Consider the following 21,545-nt stretch of genomic DNA (forward strand, 5'->3'; position numbering starts at 1 on the left):
TCAGTCTCCTGAATGCGGTTACGACAGAATGCCGATAGCCATGAATAGGACGAGGGCTGTAGCCAGCCCCAAAAACGAAGCAACAGACACTTCGCCAATCCAATGCCAGGGTTCGGGACGGCGGCGATCGGCCCACCCCTTGATGGTCCCGGGCAATGCCATGGCGCCGCCTCCCTCTTCCGTGAGCTCAAGTGCCTGCAGCAATCCCCGCAAGCCCTGGGGGCCCAGGTCCGCAAGGCGTGTAGGGTCAAAGCCGGCGAGATCACGTTTGATCTCACTGGCCAAATGCCCCACCAAAGCCGTTTCGGCTTTGGTACGCTCGATCCGGGCGGCCGCGGAATCGGCCTCGAACTGGTTGCGGCGCTTAGGCATCGTCGCCCCCCTGGTTCCAGGGCAAGACACGATCCAGTTCTGCAAAGAAGGTGCCCGCCCAGGCGGCGACATCACCGCGGGAGATCTTGGCTTTCGGCTGAGGCAAGCCGGTGAGCGCCATGACTTTTCCGATCGGCATGCCCGCCACGTGAATAAGGCGGGAATTGCCAGCCTCGAACAGGCGCCACGACCCAGCCTCGACGGCTGGCATGGTTAGAACCGAGGCCGACGATTTGAGCGGCTCGATGACTTCGCGATAGGCTAGGGCCGTATCGGAAGCGGGATGAAGCGCTTCGAAGGAGCCGTCACGCCCGTTTTCGATCAGGACCAGATGGGCATTGGTGAAAGCCTTGCCCAAAAGTTCGGCGGTCTTGCCGGCCTGGCGAATACCTTCGGCTTCCGCCACGAACGGCACGACGATGACCGTCTTAAATCCCCAGGCAGCAAGGTCTTCCTCAAGGTCGACAAGACCGCTCCAATGCGCCAGACGCAGCGCCTGGTTGGCGCCGACATCGATGAGGATGCTGGCATTGGCTTTCACGTCCTTCTGGAGGAAGCCGTAAAGCGGGGTGAAGCTGCGCGCCTCTGCAGCCGGGTCGCGGCGGGCATTGCCGGGCACCGCATCGATGGTCAGAACCTTGCGGTCGAGAGCCTTGCTCAGGCGAGCCTGATTGTCGATCTGGGCCACGCCGAGCTGAATCTGGCAGAGATGCGCGTAGTCAGCGACCGCCAAGCCGGTCAACGACTTGCCCTGACCGCCCTTTTCGTTGGCGATGATAATGACGAGCGGCGCTGTGCCGCTCATCATGTCGTTGATGAGGTGTTTCATTCGATTTCTCCTTTGGGGGCACCACGACCCCGATGGGAAAAATCCTGCGGCAAAATACCGGTGCTCGGCTTTGGGATTAACCCGGATTATGCAAAGGGGTGACGATTTCCGTCATCTTCGAACTGTGCACACGCGTCGCGACTTTGGAGAGGCCCAATGTTTTCTCGCATTTGGCAAGAGCGTCAGCGAGGTAAGAGTAGGCGCCATCCTCATCGGTCTCGGCCGGACCGCGCTGAACCGCTGCGATCGCTTTCTCGATCTCGATGGCGTCTTCCACAGTCACCGTGATCGGATGACCCCGCAGCAGCAAGCCGACCTTGCAGCCCGTGTCGAACGCCTGACGCATGGTCAACATGTGACCCTGGACCTGCGCGGGGTTCAATCCACCCGCAATGGCCACCTGCATCAAGTCGAGCGCCGACTGACGGTCCAGATGCGCATTGGCAATGTCGCGTCCATCCGCCTCGGAGACGGGCGTGTCTTCGCCGCTGGTGCTCCAGCGATACATAGCCGTTTCGCGCACCACAGCCCGGTCTGCGTGCTTTTGGAAAGCCTGCATCTGGGCCAGATTGTGTTTGCTGATGGTTTCGCCGCTCATGCCCGTGTCGAGTTTGTCCTGCGTCTGGATCTCTGCAGCCCGCTTCACATCACGAGGATTCTTGACGTTGAAGAATTCGCGCAACTTGCGGCGGCCGCGATCGATCAAGCCATCGAGCGCGCTCAGCTTCTTGTCCACCATCGCTTGGCCATGGTGCGGTTTCATACCGGCCAGCGTCATTGAAGCTGCAGCTTCAGCGCTGGTGCCCTTTTGAGAGTGCTGTTCAGGGCGCTCTCAGCGCTCGAGCTTGGTTTGAGACGCCAGTAGCCTGAAGGCGTTGACCTCCAAAGCCAGCTTGGCCACTTTGATGGTGATCGTGTCATCGGGACGGTGACGATTGCTCTTTTGCCGGTCGTCCCTTGGAATCAACTCAATGGCATTGGGCTGACCCGCGCGGAAAGCCCGCTCGACATCGGGCGGCACATAGATATGGAGCTGCGCAAAATAGTCGACGTCGATCTTCATCATGGCCACGGCCTTGCCAGGCTGTTTGATGACGTTGGCGAGGTCCTTGGCCGCTTCGAGTCCCACCCACTGCGTGTGCCAGTCGTAAAGAACGAACGGGCCGCGGTGTGCATAGCCGGCAATGGCGTCAGCACACATTTCGACGCTCGGGCGTTCGGGTATGCGCCGGGCGCATTGTTGGCTTCGAGGTTGATCTTGTCAGGCATATGCCATCTCCGTTTTGACGACAGGCAGGGGGGCTGTCTGCTTGCACCCTTTGCCCCGACCACAGGCGTAGTCTTTGGGATTAACTCGCATTCTCTTTCACCATGGGGCTGACCCGGGAAAAGCGGATTGCTGATCTCAAGGATGGTGGCCTCACAGTTGGCGCCGCCGGATCGGTGACCCAGACCGGGCGGAGGCCAATATCAATGTCGTGTGCCAGGACCTTCAGGCGAAATGCCTTTTGCGACAACGCTGCGAATTGCGGCGGTATTGAAGGCGGCCAGGGGATCAGGCAGGCCATCGGTCAGCGATCTGATGGTGCGGCGGTGCCGAACTTCGAAATCGGACCGGGAAATATCGGCGAGCTGGTGCTGACGCAATTTCACCAAAGCTGAGGTCACCTCAGGCCCGATGGCGCCATGGCGCATGCTCACACACCGCCCTTTATAGTCCTGAACCACGAGCACAAGCGGAATACGGCCGTCATCGGTCAGGGGGAAGTAGCGGTGCGGCGGATCTTCGAGCCCGATATGGAAGGGCGATTCGACCGCGAGGATATCCTCCTTGGCTTCCCCCAGCTTCCACCGCCAGGCCAAAAGGGCCGATACGCCCTCCGTTAGCGAAGCTACCTCGACCGCGCCGTGTTCGAGGATCCTGCGATCACCGTACACCTCGCGACGTGGCAGCTGAGTGACCAGCATTGCCACTGAATGCCCGTCAAGTACGAAGCTGGAGCCGGAGGTCGGAGAGGCTCCAAATGGCGTTCTGCGGCCCACCGAGAGGACGGTGGCATATTCGTTGGTACGCATAACTCAACTCCAATCACCACGGTGCTGGCCCCGATGGATATCCGGCTGCGTGGTGTTGGGTTCGGTCTAATCATTGTCGTATAAATAATCAATCCGACATCGGAGACCGTGCGTGCGAACTGGTCGTGTTCGTAAAGTCATCCTCAACAAAAGGTTAAAAATCCGCTCCGCCGATAACCTCGCCTGCCAGGATGATCCGGTCGATACTGAGAACCGCGGCTTGCGGAATAACGGTTTCCACACTCGGAGAAAGCTGGCGCACGACAACTTCGTCCGGCGTGCGACGCAGCAATTGGCGAACATAGGCAAGCTGTACCGGCGTTCGGCCGACGCGGCTCGCGACGCGCACGACAACATAGTCCTTCACCCGCACGTCATTGCCTTGAGCGGCATAAACGTAGTCGCCAGCTTCATAACGGGGTGCCATTGTCGTATCGGTTATGGCGAGCGCATACCAGTCCCGCGCCGCGAAGTGCGGCCCCCGCACCATTTGGGCTGCAGGGTTCCTGATGAGGGCTGCGCCATCTGCTCGGCCTTCTGAACGAAACAGCGGGATTGTTGGAGTTTTGGCCCAACCCGGGGGGCGTCTCGCCTCGGCTATCGGTTCGATCCAGCTTGACCGCTCAAAGCTGAAATTATCGAATGCTCGCGCAAGCGCCTCTGCATCCTCGAGTGATTGCTCAGATCCTTCCTCACTCGATGGAGGAGGCAAGCCATCGGCGCCGAGTAGCGCCAATTCCTCTGTGGTCGGCGGTATGCCAAAGCGCAGATATTGAGGCGTGGTCAGGAGTGCCTGGGCCAACCGAACATAGTTCTTGTCCCGGAGTTTGACCTTCCTGCCGACAATGATGTCGGAGACAAAAGCCCTGTTGAACCGTCCCCGGCGAGCCACCTCGGCCTGGGATATCCCCAAGTCTTCCATGCGCTGCTCGACCCGTTGGGCGATCGCAGTCTTCTCTAACTTCGGTTGATCCGACATCGGCGCGCTCCTTTTAAACGACAATATACGACATCGTAATCAGACTCAACTTTGTCGGATGCTGCGTGGGGTCTCTCCGATTTAAATTAAGGAGAAGGAAGGGAGGTTGGCAGGTGGTGTGGTGACGGTTGCAGCACCGCAAATCGTCGCCATGATCAGGAAGGCCGCAGCGCGTTCCTGCGCAAGGGCGGATGCTCAAGAGCCCAAACCATGAAAATCGTCGAAACCGTCCTCGCAAGGGAAGGCGACCCGCTTTCGTCTGTCTTCTATTTCTCACAGCATCACCGCCGAGGCTCGGTGCCGGCAGAACCTGGACGTCCGGCTCGATCTCGAAGGCAAGGCCAAGAGGCTGGCCGACTGGTGCTGAGCCATCCTGCCCCATCCTATCGGCCAGGTTTGTGACGCCGTCCTCGAGTGAGAGGGCGGCGCTTTCGCCGTGACGGGTTGAGAGGCCGGGAGAGGTTGCCCGCTTCCGGTCGCGGAGAAATTTCATGTCCAAGTCTGCGAAGAAAAACCTGCGGATCGGCCGGAAAGAGCGGGGCGGCCCGACCCGAAGTCACAATTATGATCCGGCCAACAATTCGAGTGGCTGATGGTGCTCGCACTTTCGTCATCAGTCCTAGTATCGGCTTCTTGCCGCAACCGAGGGACTGTCGCCCCTCATTCGTCTCGCCGAACCCTTGCCGAGCGGCGCATGAAAGCAATGAGCTTGTCGCGATCAGACGATTTGCCATCGGCATCGACCGGCTTAGTCTTGTTCTGCTTGGCAGGTTTCAGGGTGAGGGCTGGCGATGCCGTCACGACCGACTTGCTCACAGCTTCTTCGGGCTTGGTCATCCCTGCCACTGTGCTACGTTTCCGGCCAAGTTCTTGCGGCTCGGCCAGACGAGCTTGCTCCGTGGCCTGCGCCGGGGCACCAACATCCGACGACTGTAGCTTGCGCCACACAAGGGAGGACAGGTGCCCCCGCGAGAGGGGGCGCCCATCTGGCCTTGTGATGCCGGCCTGGAACAGGAGGTCGATGATGTCTGTCCACTCCAGGCCGCGTGCCCGAGCTAGGACGAACCAGGCAAGGTGGTCGTCGATGACCTTGGCCAGCTTCAGTCGGCGGGTTTCGCCAATGCGCAGGTCGTCCGCAAGGGCCTTGGCGCCTGTCGCCAGCTCTTCGTCGCTTAAGATCGTACGCCTCGCCACCTTTTACTATCCTCTCAGCCCGCCTAATCAGCCTTTCATCCCCATTGTAGCACGCTGAAGCAAAATGAAGCACCTTGACGCAATACAAATCACATCGAAGCAAATTGAAGAACGAGCACCTGTGCACCTGACAATGCCGACGAAAGTCCATACTCCAGATCGTGGACATTCGGTCTCCAAGTAGGTTTAGCCGATTGAACAATTTGAAGCGTTATTGGATGGTTCCCAGGGAATGACATTTGCCGGGGGCAGATGGGATTTGGCGGGATTAGCTGAAAACCAGCTAGGCAGGGCCGGACGTCGGCGAGAGCACCTGAAATCCCGCAAACCTTGTTGAACCCGCGCACATTCGGATTATGTTTTAACTAAGCTTTAAGCGTTAAGGCTTCCGTGTCTCGACGATGGATCTGAAACCGGTCGCCACCGCTGCTGGGGTTGTTGCGACCGCGACTTGGCCAAATCCACGATCCCGAAGGAGCAGGGCGCATAGCGCACCTAACCGCGGGTGCATTGGAAGCCTAATGCGATGGATCGAAGCTGCGCGGATCGAGGGAGGTCCACTGCTCCGCCCGGTCTATGGAAAGTTCGACACTAACTGGTTCATGAACCCGATGGCATTGACGCGGATACTCAAGAAGCTGGCAACGCGGGCAGGATTCACGGCGGAGGAGGTGTTCGGGATATCCGGCCACTCACTACGTCGGAGTGGCTCAGCAACTAAGGATCAACGGAGTGCAACTGCTGCCGATCATGCGGGCAGGGGCTGGCAATCGATCAGCGTGGTGGAGCGGTATGTAGAGACTGTGGATATCAATGTGTGGGCATGACGTTTTATACGTGAATAGTGCAACGTGATCATACAGCGATTGTCGCGGATCTGGGTGACGATTCGCTTCTTCATCCGGAAAGTGGACGCTATTCTACGCTTCCCCCAACGACGCACAGGTGCACCAAGTGTCTGAGACCGAGCGCAGCTATGATCTTTTGGACATCCTGCGCGTCGTCAAGGGCGTCTGGTGCTGGCTCTCGTTTGTACCGGTCATGGCTGCCCTGCTGGTGGGTATAGGAACATTTGTTACTCAGGCGCCTAGCCCGGCCAACCGAACACAGGCGACGGTGCGTTTTCCGGCTGCTGCCTTCACGTCCGACCCAGCCGAAAGACTTATCCGTTCAGTTGTCGACACACCAAGCGGCGACAACAAGTTTCTTGTTTCCGGCGAAGATATTCCAGACTTGTCTGCGCCGGTCTATCGGACCCTCAGGATCATGGTAGATGCCGCTCCCGGAACAGACGGGCAGAAATTTGCGCAAACGGCGCTCGTTGACTTTGCCGAGGCGGTAGAAGAGTTCGACCAGCAAACCGCGCTGGCGGCCCAACAAATTGCCGAGCAGCGGGATTTGCTCATGAGCTACCTTGCAGATTTTGACCAATCACCCCCCGCTGGTCCGAGCGACGCGGTGGCCAGGGCCAATTCGGCCGCCGCGCTCGTTTCGGCACTTGCAAGTCTAGATGAGCAAGCGCAAGACCTGCGCCAACGCGGAAGCGGGCCACTTGTGGTAGTCAGTCCGCCGGAAACGCCGTCGGGCAGGTCGAACCTGCGATGGGTGCGGTATCCAATCGTTGCGGCGATCGGCGGGTTGCTGGCGGTGCTGTTTGTTGCCTTCACCCAAGACGGTCTGCGCCTGGCTGCTGAACGGCGGCGAGACCGCGTATGATTGTCTGGTCTGCGGAGGCGGTTCGAGACGTGCCGCGTTCCAATCTGCGGATTGGACACTTGTCTTCGACTGCAGCCTTTCTTCTGGCTCTTGTGGCTTTTGGCCTCTCGGCCTTCCCTGCTTTGCTGCTTAAGACGCAGTGGGCTCAGATGGCGGGTCTTGGCTTCTCGGGATTCACAGTTCCGGACGCCATAAGTCTAGAAACGTCAGTGCATCTGGCTTGGACCATCGGCTGGCAGCACATTCCCAATATCCGTACTTTCCTCGGGACGGTTCTCGTCTATTTTCCCGTTACGGTCTGGGGCAGCGTCTATGCCGTCACGGCAAATGTAGTGATGCTGGCCGTTGCAGCCACGCTCTTCCACTCCATTCTAAAGCGGGTCGTGCATGAAGAGCGGCAGACAGGAGCCTGGTTTATCGCGCTATCCATTGTCGCGACCAATGTCTACCTGATCGCATGTTTGTTCTATCCGAATAAAGAGATTCCACTGATTCTGCTGACGACTGCAGGATTGTGGGGCTTGCTCCACGGCAAGTGGCTGCTTGTCATGAGCGCGATTTTTCTTAGTTACTGGTTTCGCGACGGCTATGCGCTGATCCTAGGCATGGTGCTGATCGTTGCGCTATCGCGTCGCTTCGCTTTTGTTTCGGGCGGCGTCATCTCCACCTTCTTTCTCCTGCTGTTGTTTCTAGCTTTTCCCATTACAGACATGTCAGCAGTGGATGCGTCGCTGCAGCGCAATGTGCAGATCGGTTCAGTAATTGCAGGAGATAAATTCAGCGCGCTTGGCGATATCGCGGCTTATGCTGCTCGCCTCGTTGGAAATGCGGTGAACCTAGCATTGCGTCCGCAAATGGCAGACGTGCGCGGCGGTTGGTACCTGCTAGGCTTCGGTTATTGGCAGTTCGGTGCTGTATTGTTGTGTGGGCTGATGTGGAGCGTTCGGAACGCTCTAAGCAATGATGTATCGAGGAGCATGCTGGCGCTCATCACGATTGTCGTGGTGCTGGGCGTCACCTACGGCACCTTCGTCCAGCCGCGCTATATGATGCCGCTGATCTTCCCATTGACGCTCGGATTGTCGGATAGCTTGCTTGGCCGGTATGTCGGCGTTCCTGCCGCGATCTTTCTGCCAATAGTCTTTGCCTGGGGCGGGATGTTGCCGCCACTTGCGGAGATTTAGGCCATACCCATGGCTGCAAGAATGCGGTCATTGGCCCGCTCGATATCGAAGCGTTTCTCTGCAACTTCACGGCTCTTTCGTCCCATCATGTCGATGAGCTCCGGTCGCTCTAGGAAATGTCGCATTGCGGTAGCCAGCGCGACGGCGTCCCGTGGTGGTACGAGGAAGCCGTTGTTGTCCTCGATGACTGTCTCCCTGCAGCCGGGCACGTCAGTCGTGATAACAGCGCGTCCCATTGCCATGGCTTCCTGCGTGGCTCGTGGAAAGCCTTCGCGGTAGGATGGCAGAACGAACACGCTCGACCGGGCGATCCACGGCCTGACGTCGGTATGGCCTGGCCAATCCAGCAAACCTGACGCGACCCAATCCAGCACGGTCTCCCGGTCAATGCTGCTGGGATTGGTGTCAACATCGCCGACGAGGACGAAACGTGTAGCGGGGAAGTCGCGGCGAACTTGCCGCGCCGCTTCCACAAATTCGGCAACGCCTTTCTCAAAAAGCAATCGTCCGATGAAAAGGAAGGTGACGGGGTCGGATACCGGCGGCGCGGCACGCCATTGCCTGAGGTCGACACCGATCGTGCCCACGACCACGGACCGACCGGGAGGAACTATGCTGCGCCGAGTGAATTCGGTCTCGTCATCCCGGTTGAGAAACAGCGTCCGGTCGGCACGCCCCAGTGCGACCCGATAAAGCGACGAAACAAATCCCTGCAGCAGGCGCTGCTTGAGGGTTTCGCTGTGGATGAACGCGTGGCCTAGTCCTTCGATCAGCGCAAAACGGCGCTTGGCACCGGCGAGCCAAGCTGCCAACGTGCCAAAGACCACGGGTTTGACCGTGTAGGACAGGACGACATCGGGCGCGATGCGACGGAGCGTTTGTCTGAGTTGCCAGGTTGCTCGGAAGTCCCGCAGCGGGTTCACGCCGTTACGGCTGATGCTGTGATCCATTGGCGTCGCGCCAAGGGCCACAACTGCAGCCCGGCTCGACGCCGTATAGTCCGGCACCAGCGCTGTAACCTCATGGCCATCCCGCACCAGGCGCTGAATCAGCGCAGCGCGGAAGTTGAGGAGGCCAAAGGCCTGGTTACCAACCAGAGCGACCTTCACCGGCTGATGCCCGAAGTCTGTAGGAGGGCGAGCCAGTCGCGCCACCGGCGGCGTTCACTTTCACTGACTCCACCGGCAACTTCGGATTTGACGCCAGTCGAGCCAGGAAGGCAAATGTCCTTTGCCATGCGCAGCGCCGTCACGACAGAGGCCGCTGTCAAACCGCACCAGTCCTTGCGCGTGACGAAGTAGCGCCATTGTGTACCTGCCAAGGCCAGTCTCGTACGCAGGATCGTCCGGAGGCACACCTTGTCTCGCAGGCGATAGGCCAAAAGTGAGCTGTCCAGACCATGATAAGTGCTGTCTGCATGGGCCCGGAGGAGGAGCTCCTGGTCCTCGCACCGGAAAGGGGCGGGTTCGGCGTATCGATGCTCCCGGAACCAGTCCGTGCGCCCCATCCAGCTAGGATGGGGCAGGTAGAAGCCCAGCCAGGGTCTTGCGCAGATGCTGGCATGGCTGGAACGGAAGGGGAATTCGCCCAAAATGCGGTCGTTTTCCGATATGGCAACGCATTTGGTGCCGAGCAGGTCGGTGCGTGGATTCGCCTCGAGATAGGCTACCTGCTGAGCGAGACGTTCGGGATGGGACACGTCGTCATGATCCATGCGGGCAAAATAGCGACCACGGGCGAGATCGATCGCTTGGTTGAGGCGTGACGCTAGACCGAGATTGCGACCATCACTAAAAACGCGGATACGTGGATCAAGATCGGCCGGCAGTGCGTTTACGGCCCCATCTGTGGAGCCGTCATCGATCAGGAGGAGTTCCCAGTCCTGAAAAGTTTGCAGCAGTATGGAATCAAGCGCGATACGCAACAAGTGCCCACCATTAAAAACGGGCATGGCAATGGTAATCAAAGAGCACACGGAATTAACATATAGTAGATGTCACGACGCGCGGCGCCAAGCTCTATCGAGGCGCCTCAGTAGCCCTAAAAAACCACGCCAAGGAATTGTCAGTATAGAAATTAAATAACTAGCGTAGCTTGGAAACATTTTGGATCCGACGATGCCGCCCTCGTTGCGAACTCGTCTGGGTAGATCGATAAACAGCTTGTACGGATCCATGATCGCTGACAACTGGGGCCCCAGAAGGTATCTGCGTGCATAATCAGTGGCCTTACGTACAAATACGTCATCAGCAGACCATCTGTCGTAAACGTTAAGCCACATTATGTATTTGTCAATTTTGGAACGCGTTCTGGAATACGTTTGGAGTACACGGATATTGGCAAGAGGCTCAACGTTTTGTGCGAACCTAGTCACGCCGGCTATTCTAGCCCACATGTCCCAATCGCCGCCGAAACTGAGATGTTCCGGGAAATCCCCTGCGACATCAAAAATGCGGCGTCGCACAATAACCGCTGATGGGCAACCTACCCAATAACGTTCAAGTCGTACTTCATCGAATTGATTGTCTGGTTCCGGCAGTGGTCCAGGAATCATGTCAAATTTCTTCTGCTCCGTGATGCCGTCAACTATTCTGCCTGAGCAATGGACAAGGCCGATCTCATCTGTGGTAAAAAATGACACTTGAGATTGCAGGTAGTTCGGCTCCCACCAATCATCAGCATCGATGAATGCCACGAACTCTGACTGGCCGGCATGCAGGGCGCGATTACGTGTTGCACACTCGCCACTTGCTACGCCCGTAGGAGATGGAATCAATTTGACACGTGGATCCTCCATCGCGATGCGAGCAACAATTTCTGCCCCATCATCGGTAGATGCGTCATCGGCAACATATACTGCTTGAACTCGTAATGACTGGCTTAGTGCCGACCGAATGGTCTTTTCTATGAATGGTCCTTTATTGTGCAGTGGAATGGCGACATCTATCCACCAAGTCGTTCTATCTGTCGGATTGTTCATAACAGGCACCAATCGGCAGGATATAAATCACATGTATTATTACGACGCATTGCGCCTTCAGAGAACCACTGGCGGGGAGCTATTACTTTCTTATCCTGCTTGGCATTTAACCATGCGCCCCACCAGCTGAAACTAGAGTTGGCAATGATGTGGTGATTGCAGAGAGACATCAAAGCCATGTCTGCCCAAGGTTTGTTGTTGTTTCCCACTACGGCAACCGCTGGGTAATTTGGCACGATGTTTTGGGCCGCCCAATCCATGTCGTCGGAAAACACGAAGAACGTCGCGTTTGGTACAAAGGCTTTGATATAACCTACCGCCCGTCTGTAATATTCTATAGACAAGACGCCATGGGTCCCAGCATGGGCAGGCTTGAGGTAGTCTCCTCTACGAACATGTAGCGAAATTGCGTTTGATGTGCCCTGGATGCGCTCGGCCAATAACGCATTCATACCATCAAGTTTTTCTTTGATCGAGAAATGGTTTCTCACTTCAGAGTCAACGCCATCGAAGTATCTCCAGCTTTGAAAATAGCCTTCGATAGTAGTTCCGTCAGGAATCCTATTGAATTTTTCGTCATAGAAAAACGACGGTTCACGATAAGTCCGTCGGTCTAGGAGGCGCGAAATTCGGCGAGAGAACCTACCGCGTGCGAAAGCTGGTGATACAAAATTCTGCGGAACTTGCAACTTGTCGAGTAAGTAAGGTCTATCAGGCACATTTCTTTCGCGGATGATTCCGAGATCAGTCCTTAATCTGGTGGCGGCGCTGAGGGCGGCGGCGTAGGAAAACATTTGGTTTCCCAAGCCGCCCGTTAGTTGCACTGATATCATGGTTTGTGTCCGCCGTAACTATACCTATTTATTGAATGCGCTTATCGGTGCATTCACCCATCTGTTGTGAATACATCCTCGTAGCGCCCCATGCGCTTTACGCGACCGCCTTCGATCTCAACCAAGGTGTCACAGTTCTTAAGAGTGGTCAGGCGGTGTGCTACCATGATAACGGTGATATCCGAGCCGAGCGCCTCAATCGCCTCGATCAGCGCGCTCTCGGTCTGGTTGTCGAGGGCACTCGTGGCCTCATCTAGGATAATGAGATCGGCCTGCTTGTAGAGGGCGCGCGCGACGCCGATACGCTGTCGCTGCCCTCCTGATATACGCAGGCCGCGTTCGCCAACAAGCGTATCATAGCCGTCGGGCCAACTTTCGATTGTATCAGCGATCTGCGCGGACCGTGCCGCCGCCCGAAGCCGATCCATATCGATTTCGTCACGCTTGCTGCTAAAGGCAATGTTTTCAGCAATGGTGCTATCGGAAAGATAGATAGCTTGGGGAACATGTGCGATATGCGCGCGCCAAGCCTTGTGGTGCTGTCCGGTGATGCTTAGGCCATCGACTTGGATCTGGCCGCTGCTCGGTTCTAGAAGGCCCATGATTATGTCGAGCGTCGTGCTTTTCCCCCCTCCTGTTGGGCCATAAAACCCGTACCGGCATCCTTTGGGGATTGTCAGGGTCATGTTATGAAGTACCGCTGCGCTGGCGGTGGGATATTGAAATCCAACAGCTGAAAGTCGGATTTCTTTATCGAACAGCACGCTTGTTATAGACTGTGCTGGGCCATCGGGCTGATCTAGCAACTCGATGACGTTCCAAATTGATGTCTCATTGCCTCTGATTGTGGCGATGGCAGCGTAACTTTGCTGAAGCATGGGCAGAAGACGTTGAGCACCCAGTGCCAGTACACCCAATGTCGGAATGGCAGAACCCATGCCGCCATCGGCACGCGTCAGAAAAAAAGCAAGCGTAGCGATAAGGATCATGCCGAGCGTTTCGACTATGAACCTGGGCGAGCCTGCAATGATGGCATTACGACTCATGGCTGTCTTGAGAGAGCGGTCGGAGCTTCGAAAAATATGGGTAAAGGTCTCTTGAGAGCCATCAATCAGAACGTCACGAATACTGCCTAGCCCCTCCTGCAATGCACGAATGGCGCGCCCCGATTCGCGGGCAATCGTCTCTGCATTGTTTCGGAGCCTACTACGCACGGCAATGGTAATTGATGTGTAGATGGTGGCAAAAGTGATACCGGTGATTGCTGCTACAGTTGGGTCCGTGATCAGTAGAGTTACAAGAATGCTCATCCCAACTACAACAGAGGTCATGAGTGTAAGGATTTGAGCGATCACGTTGCTAGCAACGGCCATCGTCTTGTTCATGACACCATCGATGATAGTGCTGGAGTTTCGTTGCAGTTGGACGGAGTACGGCTGCAGCAGACTTTTGCGATAAGTTCGCTCGCTTAACTCAGCGGCAAGACCGAACGAATAGTTGTTATTAAACGCCATAACGATCCACCGGATGCTGCCAGCGGCAAGCGCGGCAGCTACAAAGGTGAAGAGGGCCGCGAGCACCAAGTGCTCAGTTTCTGTGATCCCTAGAACAGTGGCTACGGACCGGAGAAGGTCACTATCCATTGCCTTATGTGGAGACGAGAGGAGAAGCAGCAATGGAAACAACATCGCGAGGCTTGTGACTTCAGCCACGGACGCAATGAGCGACAGGCCGATCAGCCCATAAAATTGGCGGCGACGCCGCTGCGGCAACCGCAGCCAGAAGGCGGCAACGGCGTTCATAGCGCCTTGCCTCGATTCGCGAAGTTGATCTGAGCCGTTCATCGTCATCGAAAATACATCAACTGCGCATCGATCCTTCGCAATCCCTGACAGTTCGGTACACTCTAGTCGCGGTCTAGCTGCCATGGAACGTGTCGTCTAGTAGAAATGCCGCCTAGCCGTTGGACCTTTCGGACGCGGCGCTGATTACACCAAAGAGGCACTTGCGGGCACACCGATCGTCTTGTGTGTCGACATACCTTAGGAGCTCAGTAAGAGGGTCCGCGATCGCAATCGAAATTTCCTTCGGCGAACGGCGGATCTTAGGGTGATCGGTCGATTCCACAACATCATCGTCGTAGAACAGTTCTTCGAACATCTTTTCGCCGGGGCGTTTGCCCGTAATGACGATTTCGATATCGCCATCAGGATTGTCGGTACTCCGTACGGCAAATCCAGCGAGCTGGATCATGTTCTCGGCCAGTTCGCGAATCAGCACCGGTTCGCCCATGTCGAGCAGGAAGATGTCGCCCCCTTGTGATAGTGCGCCCGCCTGGACGATCAGCTCTGATGCTTCATGGATGGACATGAAGTAGCGGGTCATGGTCGGGTCAGTTAGGGTCACTGGTCCGCCCTTGGCGATCTGCTCCTTGAACAAGGGTACCACCGAGCCGTTGGAGCCGAGCACGTTACCAAAGCGTACAGCGGTGAATCGTTGGCCCGTTCCCGCGGACGCGGCCTTCGCTGCCGTTTCGGCGACGATTAGTTCTGCCCAGCGTTTGGTTGCACCCATGACATTGGTAGGACGCACGGCCTTATCGGAGGAAATAAGTACAAAGGTCGAGACGCCATGGGCATAAGCCGCATTGACTACGATACTCGTCCCCATGACATTATTGCGGATTCCTTCGAGCGCATTTGCCTCGATCAACGGTACATGCTTGTGTGCCGCGGCGTGGAACACGACATCGGGATTGTAGAGCGCCATTGACATATCGATGCGTTGCCGGTCGACAATCGATCCCAAAACTGGAACCACTTTGGGCAGCGGATCACCGCGCAACTCTCTTTCGATATTGTAGAGCGCGAACTCGTTGGCTTCGAAGAGAATGAGCTTTTCTGGATCGAGCTTGACGATCAGGCGGCAGAGTTCAGAGCCAATCGAGCCGCCGGCGCCGGTAACCATGATGGTCTTGCCGGTGATCATCGCGCGAAGAAGCTCAGGGGCGGGGGGCACCGAGGAGCGGCCAAGCAAATCGTCGATGTCGATTTCGCGTATCTGGCTGACCAGATAGCGACCGTCCACCAGGTCGGTGACCGGTGGCACCGTCCGGATTTTCACGCCCTGGCCGCCGATGGAGGCCACAATTTCACGCTGGCGCGCGGCCTTTAGCGTCGGGATCGAGAGGATAATCTCTTCCACACCATATTGCGCAGCAAGCATAGGCACGGCCGAGGGCGGGAACACCCGGATGCTGGCGACATCGCGACCATGCAGCGCTTGGCTATCATCAAGGAAAGCCACGATGCGATACGTTCCCTGTCGACGAAGCGCGCTTGCTAGCTGAGCGCCTGCTTCGCCGGCCCCATAGATGGCAATGGGCTTGCTCTGCTTCCGGCTCGCGCTGTTGGGCCAGAGCAGTCTTTTGGCGATGAAGCGGCTGCCGCCGATTGTGATGGTGGCCAGAGCCCAATAAAGGATCGGCACCGAGCGAGGAACGACATAGTTCAACGAAATCTGCGACAGGAAAATCACCAGGATCCAGCAGAGTGTAGCGAGTGTGGTTGCCTGGATCGTGGTCCACAAAGCGCGTTCGGGCAGATATCTGATAACAGCGCGGTAAAGCCCCAAGCGTACGAAGATCGGAATGGCGACCATCGGTGCCGACAGGATCAACATGAAGTCAAACCACGTTGTCGGCGGCGTCCACTGTCCGTAGCGCAGGGCAAAGCTCGCCCACAAAGCTGCTGCGAGGGCGAAGGCATCATACGACAGAATGATGACGCGTTTCCAGAGCCGGGGCAGGCTGGTGATTGCAGATACGGCTCTCAACATGCCTAACAGTCTCGAAACTGGCTGCTGACACCCGGAGGGGCACCAAAGCTGACTTGTGATCTCGACAGGTTGGTGCCAAGACCTCCTTCAGTCGATAGACAGAAATACTGCGGACGACGCAACTTCAAAACGTCGCTCGGACAGGAAGCCTGTGCAATGCTTGACGTCTGCGGTAAAGCGGTGACACAAGCAGGCTACGCCAAATGACCGAGATTGATAGGCACCCTGGTGCTTTTCACGATCTCGCAAAAAAACTTGCTCGGGACGACTATGACAAAAAAGGCCTTGATCACCGGCATTACCGGTCAGGATGGTTCGTATCTGACCGAGCTTTTGCTGGAAAAGGGCTACGAGGTACACGGCATCAAACGCCGAGCCTCCTTGTTCAATACGCAGCGTATCGACCACCTCTACGAAGACCAACACGTCGGCAATGCGCCGATGAAGCTGCATTATGGCGATCTGTCCGACACGTCAAACCTCACGCGCCTGATCCGCGATATCGAGCCGGACGAGGTCTATAACCTTGGCGCCCAGTCGCATGTGGCGGTGTCGTTCGAAGCGCCGGAATATACGGCCGATGTGGATGCGACAGGCGCGTTGCGGCTGCTTGAAGCTATCCGTTTTATGGGTTTGGAAAAGAAGACCCGGTTCTACCAGGCGTCGACGTCCGAGCTTTATGGCCTCGTGCAGGAAACCCCGCAGTCCGAGACCACCCCGTTCCATCCGCGCTCGCCCTATGCGGTTGCAAAGCTCTATGCCTATTGGATTACGGTCAACTATCGCGAAGCATATGGCATGTACGCCTGCAATGGCATCCTGTTCAACCACGAGAGCCCGCGTCGCGGCGAGACCTTCGTGACTCGCAAGATCACGCGCGGTCTCGCCAATATCGCCTTGGGCCTTGAGAGCTGCCTCTACATGGGCAACATCGACTCGCTGCGCGATTGGGGGCACGCCAAGGACTATGTGCGCATGCAGTGGATGATGCTACAGCAGGAAGTGGCGGAGGACTTCGTCATCGCGACCGGTAAGCAATATTCCGTGCGCGAGTTCATCACCTGGGCCGCATCCGACCTCGGCATCACGGTCGAGTTTTTCGGCTCTGGTGTGGATGAGATCGGTAAGGCCGTAGCGATCGAGGGTGACCTGGCGCCCAATGTCAAGGTTGGCGACGTCGTTGTGCGGATTGACCCCAAATACTTCCGCCCCGCGGAAGTTGAGACCCTTTTGGGCGATCCGAGCAAGGCCAAGCAAAAGCTTGGCTGGGCGCCGGAGATCACAGCGCGCGACATGTGCCGGGAAATGGTCGAGGCTGACCATCGGGCAGCCCGGCGCGTTGCGCTGCTCAGATCGCATGGCCTTGATCTGCCTGTTAGCTTTGAGGGCTAAGAACAACCATGACCTATGATCTGAACGGAAAGCGCGTCTGGGTTGCCGGCCATCGCGGCATGGTTGGCAGCGCCGTGGTGCGGCGCCTGGCCTCGGAGGGCTGCGAGGTCATCACTGCTGGTCGCGAGACAGCGGACCTGATGCGGCAAAGCGAAGTCGAAGCCTTCATGGCCGATGCAAAGCCTGATGCCATCGTCATGGCTGCAGCCAAGGTGGGTGGCATCCTCGCCAATGACACGCGCCCGGCCGAGTTCCTCTACGAGAACCTGATGATTGAGGCCAACATCGTTGCGGCAGCCCATGCCAACGATGTCGAAAAGTTTCTGTTTCTCGGCTCGTCCTGCATCTACCCAAAGCTTGCCGATCAACCGATCGCCGAGGGCAGCCTGCTCACTGGACCGCTGGAGCCCACCAACGAGTGGTATGCCATCGCCAAGATCGCCGGCATCAAGCTGGCGCAGGCTTATCGCAAGCAGTATGGCCGCGACTACATTTCGGCCATGCCGACCAATCTCTACGGCCCCGGCGACAATTTCGATCTGACCTCGAGCCACGTCATGCCGGCAATCATCCGCAAGGCGCACGAGGCCAAGGTGAGCGGAGCATCATCGATCACGGTCTGGGGCACTGGCACGCCACGCCGCGAATTCCTCCATGCCGACGACTGCGCCGACGCTCTGGTCTTCCTCCTCAAGACCTATTCGGGCCATGAACACGTCAATGTCGGCTCGGGCGACGACCTCACCATCCTCGATCTGACGAAACTGGTTTGCAAAGTCGTCGGTTTCGAAGGTGAAATCGTGCACGATCTCAGCAAGCCTGACGGCACACCGCGCAAGCTGATGAGCGCCGATAATCTGCGCGGTATGGGATGGGGTCCGCGTATTGCGCTCGGGGAAGGTATTGCTGAGACGTATCAGTGGTTTTTACAGCGCGAGGCTGCCCGCGAGGCTTGAGGCGACCTACGGCGTCATGGCGTCCCCGCCACCGCGTCCCTTGAGAGTCTCCACGATGATTGACAGGTCGAGGCGCAGCGATCTCAGCTGTATATATTGTGCGTCCCATTTCGCCAGCGTTGCCGGCTGGCTCATGTCGATCTTGTTCACTTGCGCAAGGCCGGTGATGCCCGGCTTGACTGCAAGCACGCCACGCTTGCGGCGCTCTTCGATCACCTCGGCCTGATTGGGCAGCGAGGGCCTTGGCCCGACCAGACTCATCTGGTTGAGCAGGATGTTGATTGCTTGCGGAAGTTCGTCCAACTTGGTGCGGCGTAGCCATTTGCCCAGCGGCGTTACTAAGGAGACAGAGACCTCATGGGTCCCAACGTTTGGCGAGCCCTGCGCCATGGTTCTGAACTTATAACAAGTGAAGATGCGGCCATCTTGCCCTACCCTTTTCTGAGTAAAGAGGCCGGGTCCGCGTGACTGTAGCCTAACTCCCAGCCAGACGGTCAGGAGAAGCCAAGAAAAAGGCACGAGGATCGTAAGAGCAACGAGTACGTCGATGCATCGCTTGACCCATCGGAAAACAGGGTTGCGTGTTTGATCGCTTGTCACCACGGTCTTTGCTGGAAAATCACCGGCATTAAGCGCGTTCCAGCAAGCGTCGACTACTGCTGCGTGAGAGACTACAGGGGTGATCGCGCCGTAAGAGCAAAGGAGATAGTGGCGGAGTGGCGGAGCCACCCAATTCAGCACTGCTAGTCTGCCAGTGAGCTGATCGCCGATGATGGCCGAGGGGTAGAGCACTCGAGTTTCCATGCCACCAGCGGCCAGCACATGCTCGGAAGCTGTCCTTTTGCTGGAGGCGTAGTACGAATGATTCCGGCCATCTAGGGCAAGGGTCGTAGACACATAGACGAATCGCTTGATTCCTGCACCCTTTGCCGTCTCCATGAGCGACTTGGTGAGGTCCACATTCACCTGAACGAAGTTGTTCGCGGACGCGCCAACGTTGTTGTTGAGAACGGCAAGGTGCAACAGTCCATCGTAGCCCGCAGCACGCTTGGCCAAGTCTGCATAGCTTGAGCATTGCACTCCGGGGAAGAGCTTCTGGAGACGTGAAGGATCGCGGCCGACAAGGAGCAATTGTGCACCTCTGGACATAAATTTAGCGACTAGGCCGCGACCAACGGCGCCTGACGCACCGGTTATAATGAACTTCAATACGTACCTCCGTCATGACCGCCACGGATAGGCGTGAATATTGTCTGCGGCAAGTGGGCACTGCCCGAGTCGCTATATCTGAAAAGGATATGCAGCCTTGCAGTCGCGGCGGTGACGACACGCCTACAGGTGATACCTCCAGCGGCTAGTCGGTGCTCATCAAAAGCTTGAAGTGTAGCCGAGCAAGCTGAGCGCAACTGCCACCTGCTCAATCAGATTGAAATTCTTCGGTGGCCTACAGGGGGGCAAACATAGCGTAAACTGCGAGGGACCATAATTTGTCAGTGCAGCTTTAACAACCGCAATGTGATGAATATACAGGACGCTTACATCATTCTGTCGGCCCGCATATGGTATCTAGAGGCTTCAGGATTCTTCGAGCGCATAATTGTCTATGGAAAACAAAGCATTTCGATTGAATTGGGTTCAAGGTCGTATCGCTGAACTTCCCGGCGGCAGCAGCTTGCTTGATGTGGGTGCCGGCGAAGGGATTTATCGTCCCTATGCCGCGCACCTGGAATATCTAGCTCAGGACCTTGCGGAGTACGATGGAAAAGGTAACGGGAAAGGCCTTCAGACAGACAGTTGGGATACGTCCTCAATCGACATAAAGTGCGATCTTTTGGACATCCCAGAGGATCGGCGGTTTGACGCTGTACTTTGTTCGGAAGTGCTCGAACACGTGCCGGACCCCGTGGCTGCATTGACAAAGATTTCGCGTCTGGTGAAGCCCGGTGGAGTGTTGATTTTATCGGCTCCGTTTATCAGTATGACGCACTTTGCGCCATATCACTATGCCACGGGTTTTAGTCGGTACTTTTATGAGTTCCATCTCAATAAACTTGGATATGAGATTGTCAGGATCGATCCAAACGGTAATTATTTTGACTTGGTAGGTCAGGAAGTCTTTACTGCTGTCGATGTTGCAAAAAACTACCGCTCTTCCCCACGCTCCATCGTCACTAAGATAGTCGACCGCGTCCTGCTTGCGACGTCCCAGTTGATCCGCAAGTGGATGCAGCGCCAAGGCCGCAAGTTCCCTGCGTCGACAGAGCTTGGTTGTTTCGGTTGGAATGTGGTCGCTAGACGTGTCAGCTCCGACCGATGAGACCACGGCCTTGGACGAACTCGGTGAACTTTGGATTTAAGCAGTGAAGTGTTAGTGCGATAACTATGGGCGGGATGGTAAGCTTAGGACGGCGTGTAATAGGGCGCTTAAGGCGCATCTTAAGTATTGATGGGCATCATCGACTCTATCTCGTTAACTCGGCTCCGCTTCCAGAGCGATATTTCACAGGCCCCAATGGTCAAGAACTCTACTCCTCGGCGTTTAACCCGGCCTGGTTCTCAGAATTAGGTGTGGTTGCATCGACTATTGTAGATATCGGCAGTTTTGATGGGGGGGATGCGCAACGATTTCGAAACGCTTTCCCAACGGCGAGGGTAATAACGGTTGAAGCTGATCCTGGCCGGGCGAAGTTAGTGAGAGAGGCCTTGGCTGGTACTGCTGTCGAGGTGTTGGAGTGTGCAATCCATGCTAAAGACGAAAATGCGCAGCTTTATCGGACCGAAATCGACGGAATACCTTCTTCGCAAGGGTCGCTGTACCAGTTTGACGAGAGGTCCAAAGTAGACCTTAGCTATATTAAACAGGCGGAGACGCCGCTCACTGTCATTGGTCGCTCCCTTGAGAGCGTGGCCACCGAACTCGGTATCGGAAGCATCAGTCTATTACATATGGACATACAAGGTGCTGAGTACGAAGCGTTGTTGGGGCTGGGAGAATTGCGTCCCACACTGATCTATTTAGAGGTCGATGCGCCTTACGTTGGCATTAGGAATGCGAAAGATCTGCACTATCTGTTGAAATCGATGGGTTACGAACTGGCTGCTGACTTTGTTTCTGACAGGCTTTATGCACTAAGAACTCGCGGTCGAAATTGACCTCAGACTTTTACAGCGAGTCCGGCAGTCGGTAGGGCGGGTTC

The 21,545-nt window shown here is 56.7% G+C and carries 20 protein-coding genes; 6 read left to right on the plus strand and 14 right to left on the minus strand.

Going from position 1 to position 21,545, the window contains the following annotated elements; genetic code table 11:
- Positions 1-18 precede the first annotated feature (18 nt).
- From H0482_RS15695 to H0482_RS15725, 7 genes are all read right to left on the minus strand, one after another.
- Complete coding sequence (locus tag H0482_RS15695; protein ID WP_193730995.1) at positions 19-372, minus strand: hypothetical protein; 354 nt, start codon at positions 370-372, stop codon at positions 19-21.
- On the minus strand, positions 365-1,201 hold the full coding sequence (locus tag H0482_RS15700; protein WP_193730996.1) for a P-loop NTPase family protein: 837 nt from the start codon (positions 1,199-1,201) through the stop codon (positions 365-367). Before H0482_RS15700 ends, H0482_RS15695 begins: the two co-directional genes overlap by 8 nt.
- Before the next feature lie 76 nt (positions 1,202-1,277).
- A complete protein-coding gene (locus H0482_RS15705) occupies positions 1,278-1,979 on the minus strand; it encodes a hypothetical protein (protein ID WP_193730997.1) in 702 nt (233 codons plus the stop codon).
- Between the two features lie 54 nt (positions 1,980-2,033).
- Positions 2,034-2,402, minus strand: coding sequence for a hypothetical protein (locus tag H0482_RS15710; protein WP_193730998.1), 369 nt, complete (start codon positions 2,400-2,402; stop codon positions 2,034-2,036).
- Positions 2,403-2,671: 269 nt separating this feature from the next.
- Entirely contained in the window at positions 2,672-3,277 is a 606-nt protein-coding gene (locus tag H0482_RS15715; RefSeq protein ID WP_193730999.1) for a hypothetical protein, read from the minus strand.
- A 154-nt stretch (positions 3,278-3,431) separates the two neighbouring features.
- A complete protein-coding gene (locus H0482_RS15720; protein ID WP_193731000.1) occupies positions 3,432-4,256 on the minus strand; it encodes a hypothetical protein in 825 nt (274 codons plus the stop codon).
- Positions 4,257-4,916: 660 nt separating this feature from the next.
- Complete coding sequence (locus tag H0482_RS15725; RefSeq protein WP_193731001.1) at positions 4,917-5,450, minus strand: hypothetical protein; 534 nt, start codon at positions 5,448-5,450, stop codon at positions 4,917-4,919.
- Positions 5,451-6,404: 954 nt separating this feature from the next.
- Here H0482_RS15725 and H0482_RS15730 point away from each other — a divergent pair.
- Both H0482_RS15730 and H0482_RS15735 read left to right on the plus strand, forming a co-directional pair.
- Positions 6,405-7,166, plus strand: a complete 762-nt coding sequence (locus H0482_RS15730) for a hypothetical protein (RefSeq protein WP_193731002.1) — start codon at positions 6,405-6,407, stop codon at positions 7,164-7,166.
- Positions 7,163-8,350 (plus strand): hypothetical protein, encoded by a 1,188-nt coding sequence (locus H0482_RS15735; RefSeq protein WP_193731003.1) that lies wholly within the window; start codon positions 7,163-7,165, stop codon positions 8,348-8,350. The genes H0482_RS15730 and H0482_RS15735 overlap by 4 nt, the downstream gene beginning before the upstream one ends.
- Here the strand turns inward: H0482_RS15735 and H0482_RS15740 are convergent.
- The 6 genes from H0482_RS15740 to H0482_RS15765 all read right to left on the minus strand — a co-directional run bounded on the left by H0482_RS15740 (position 8,347) and on the right by H0482_RS15765 (position 16,000).
- Positions 8,347-9,459, minus strand: a complete 1,113-nt coding sequence (locus H0482_RS15740) for a glycosyltransferase family 4 protein (protein WP_193731004.1) — start codon at positions 9,457-9,459, stop codon at positions 8,347-8,349. The two genes, H0482_RS15735 and H0482_RS15740, sit on opposite strands and share 4 nt — an antisense overlap.
- Complete coding sequence (locus tag H0482_RS15745; RefSeq protein ID WP_193731005.1) at positions 9,456-10,316, minus strand: glycosyltransferase family 2 protein; 861 nt, start codon at positions 10,314-10,316, stop codon at positions 9,456-9,458. The genes H0482_RS15740 and H0482_RS15745 overlap by 4 nt, the downstream gene beginning before the upstream one ends.
- Before the next feature lie 30 nt (positions 10,317-10,346).
- Complete coding sequence (locus H0482_RS15750; protein WP_193731006.1) at positions 10,347-11,330, minus strand: glycosyltransferase family 2 protein; 984 nt, start codon at positions 11,328-11,330, stop codon at positions 10,347-10,349.
- Positions 11,327-12,163 carry an alpha-1,2-fucosyltransferase gene (locus H0482_RS15755; RefSeq protein ID WP_193731007.1) on the minus strand — a complete coding sequence of 279 codons (837 nt, stop codon included), beginning with the start codon at positions 12,161-12,163 and terminating at the stop codon, positions 11,327-11,329. Before H0482_RS15755 ends, H0482_RS15750 begins: the two co-directional genes overlap by 4 nt.
- Before the next feature lie 53 nt (positions 12,164-12,216).
- Positions 12,217-13,965 carry an ABC transporter ATP-binding protein gene (locus tag H0482_RS15760; protein ID WP_193731008.1) on the minus strand — a complete coding sequence of 583 codons (1,749 nt, stop codon included), beginning with the start codon at positions 13,963-13,965 and terminating at the stop codon, positions 12,217-12,219.
- Positions 13,966-14,119: 154 nt separating this feature from the next.
- On the minus strand, positions 14,120-16,000 hold the full coding sequence (locus H0482_RS15765; RefSeq protein ID WP_210319210.1) for a polysaccharide biosynthesis protein: 1,881 nt from the start codon (positions 15,998-16,000) through the stop codon (positions 14,120-14,122).
- Positions 16,001-16,270: 270 nt separating this feature from the next.
- On the opposite strand from H0482_RS15765, the gene gmd reads away from it, so the two are divergent.
- Both gmd and fcl read left to right on the plus strand, forming a co-directional pair.
- Positions 16,271-17,392, plus strand: coding sequence for a GDP-mannose 4,6-dehydratase (gmd, locus tag H0482_RS15770; RefSeq protein WP_193731027.1), 1,122 nt, complete (start codon positions 16,271-16,273; stop codon positions 17,390-17,392).
- An 8-nt stretch (positions 17,393-17,400) separates the two neighbouring features.
- Positions 17,401-18,348: a GDP-L-fucose synthase gene (gene fcl / locus H0482_RS15775; protein WP_193731009.1), complete on the plus strand. Its 948-nt coding sequence runs from the start codon at positions 17,401-17,403 to the stop codon at positions 18,346-18,348.
- Positions 18,349-18,354: 6 nt separating this feature from the next.
- On the opposite strand, the gene H0482_RS15780 is transcribed toward fcl, so the two are convergent.
- On the minus strand, positions 18,355-19,557 hold the full coding sequence (locus H0482_RS15780; protein ID WP_230989689.1) for a sugar transferase: 1,203 nt from the start codon (positions 19,555-19,557) through the stop codon (positions 18,355-18,357).
- A gap of 394 nt (positions 19,558-19,951) precedes the next feature.
- Between H0482_RS15780 and H0482_RS15785 the strand changes: the two genes are divergently transcribed.
- Positions 19,952-20,665 carry a class I SAM-dependent methyltransferase gene (locus H0482_RS15785; RefSeq protein ID WP_193731010.1) on the plus strand — a complete coding sequence of 238 codons (714 nt, stop codon included), beginning with the start codon at positions 19,952-19,954 and terminating at the stop codon, positions 20,663-20,665.
- Positions 20,666-20,730: 65 nt separating this feature from the next.
- Positions 20,731-21,501 carry an FkbM family methyltransferase gene (locus H0482_RS15790; protein WP_193731011.1) on the plus strand — a complete coding sequence of 257 codons (771 nt, stop codon included), beginning with the start codon at positions 20,731-20,733 and terminating at the stop codon, positions 21,499-21,501.
- Positions 21,502-21,545: the final 44 nt, after the last annotated feature.

Source organism: Devosia faecipullorum, from assembly GCF_015158295.1.
In the GTDB taxonomy this organism is placed as follows: domain Bacteria; phylum Pseudomonadota; class Alphaproteobacteria; order Rhizobiales; family Devosiaceae; genus Devosia; species Devosia faecipullorum.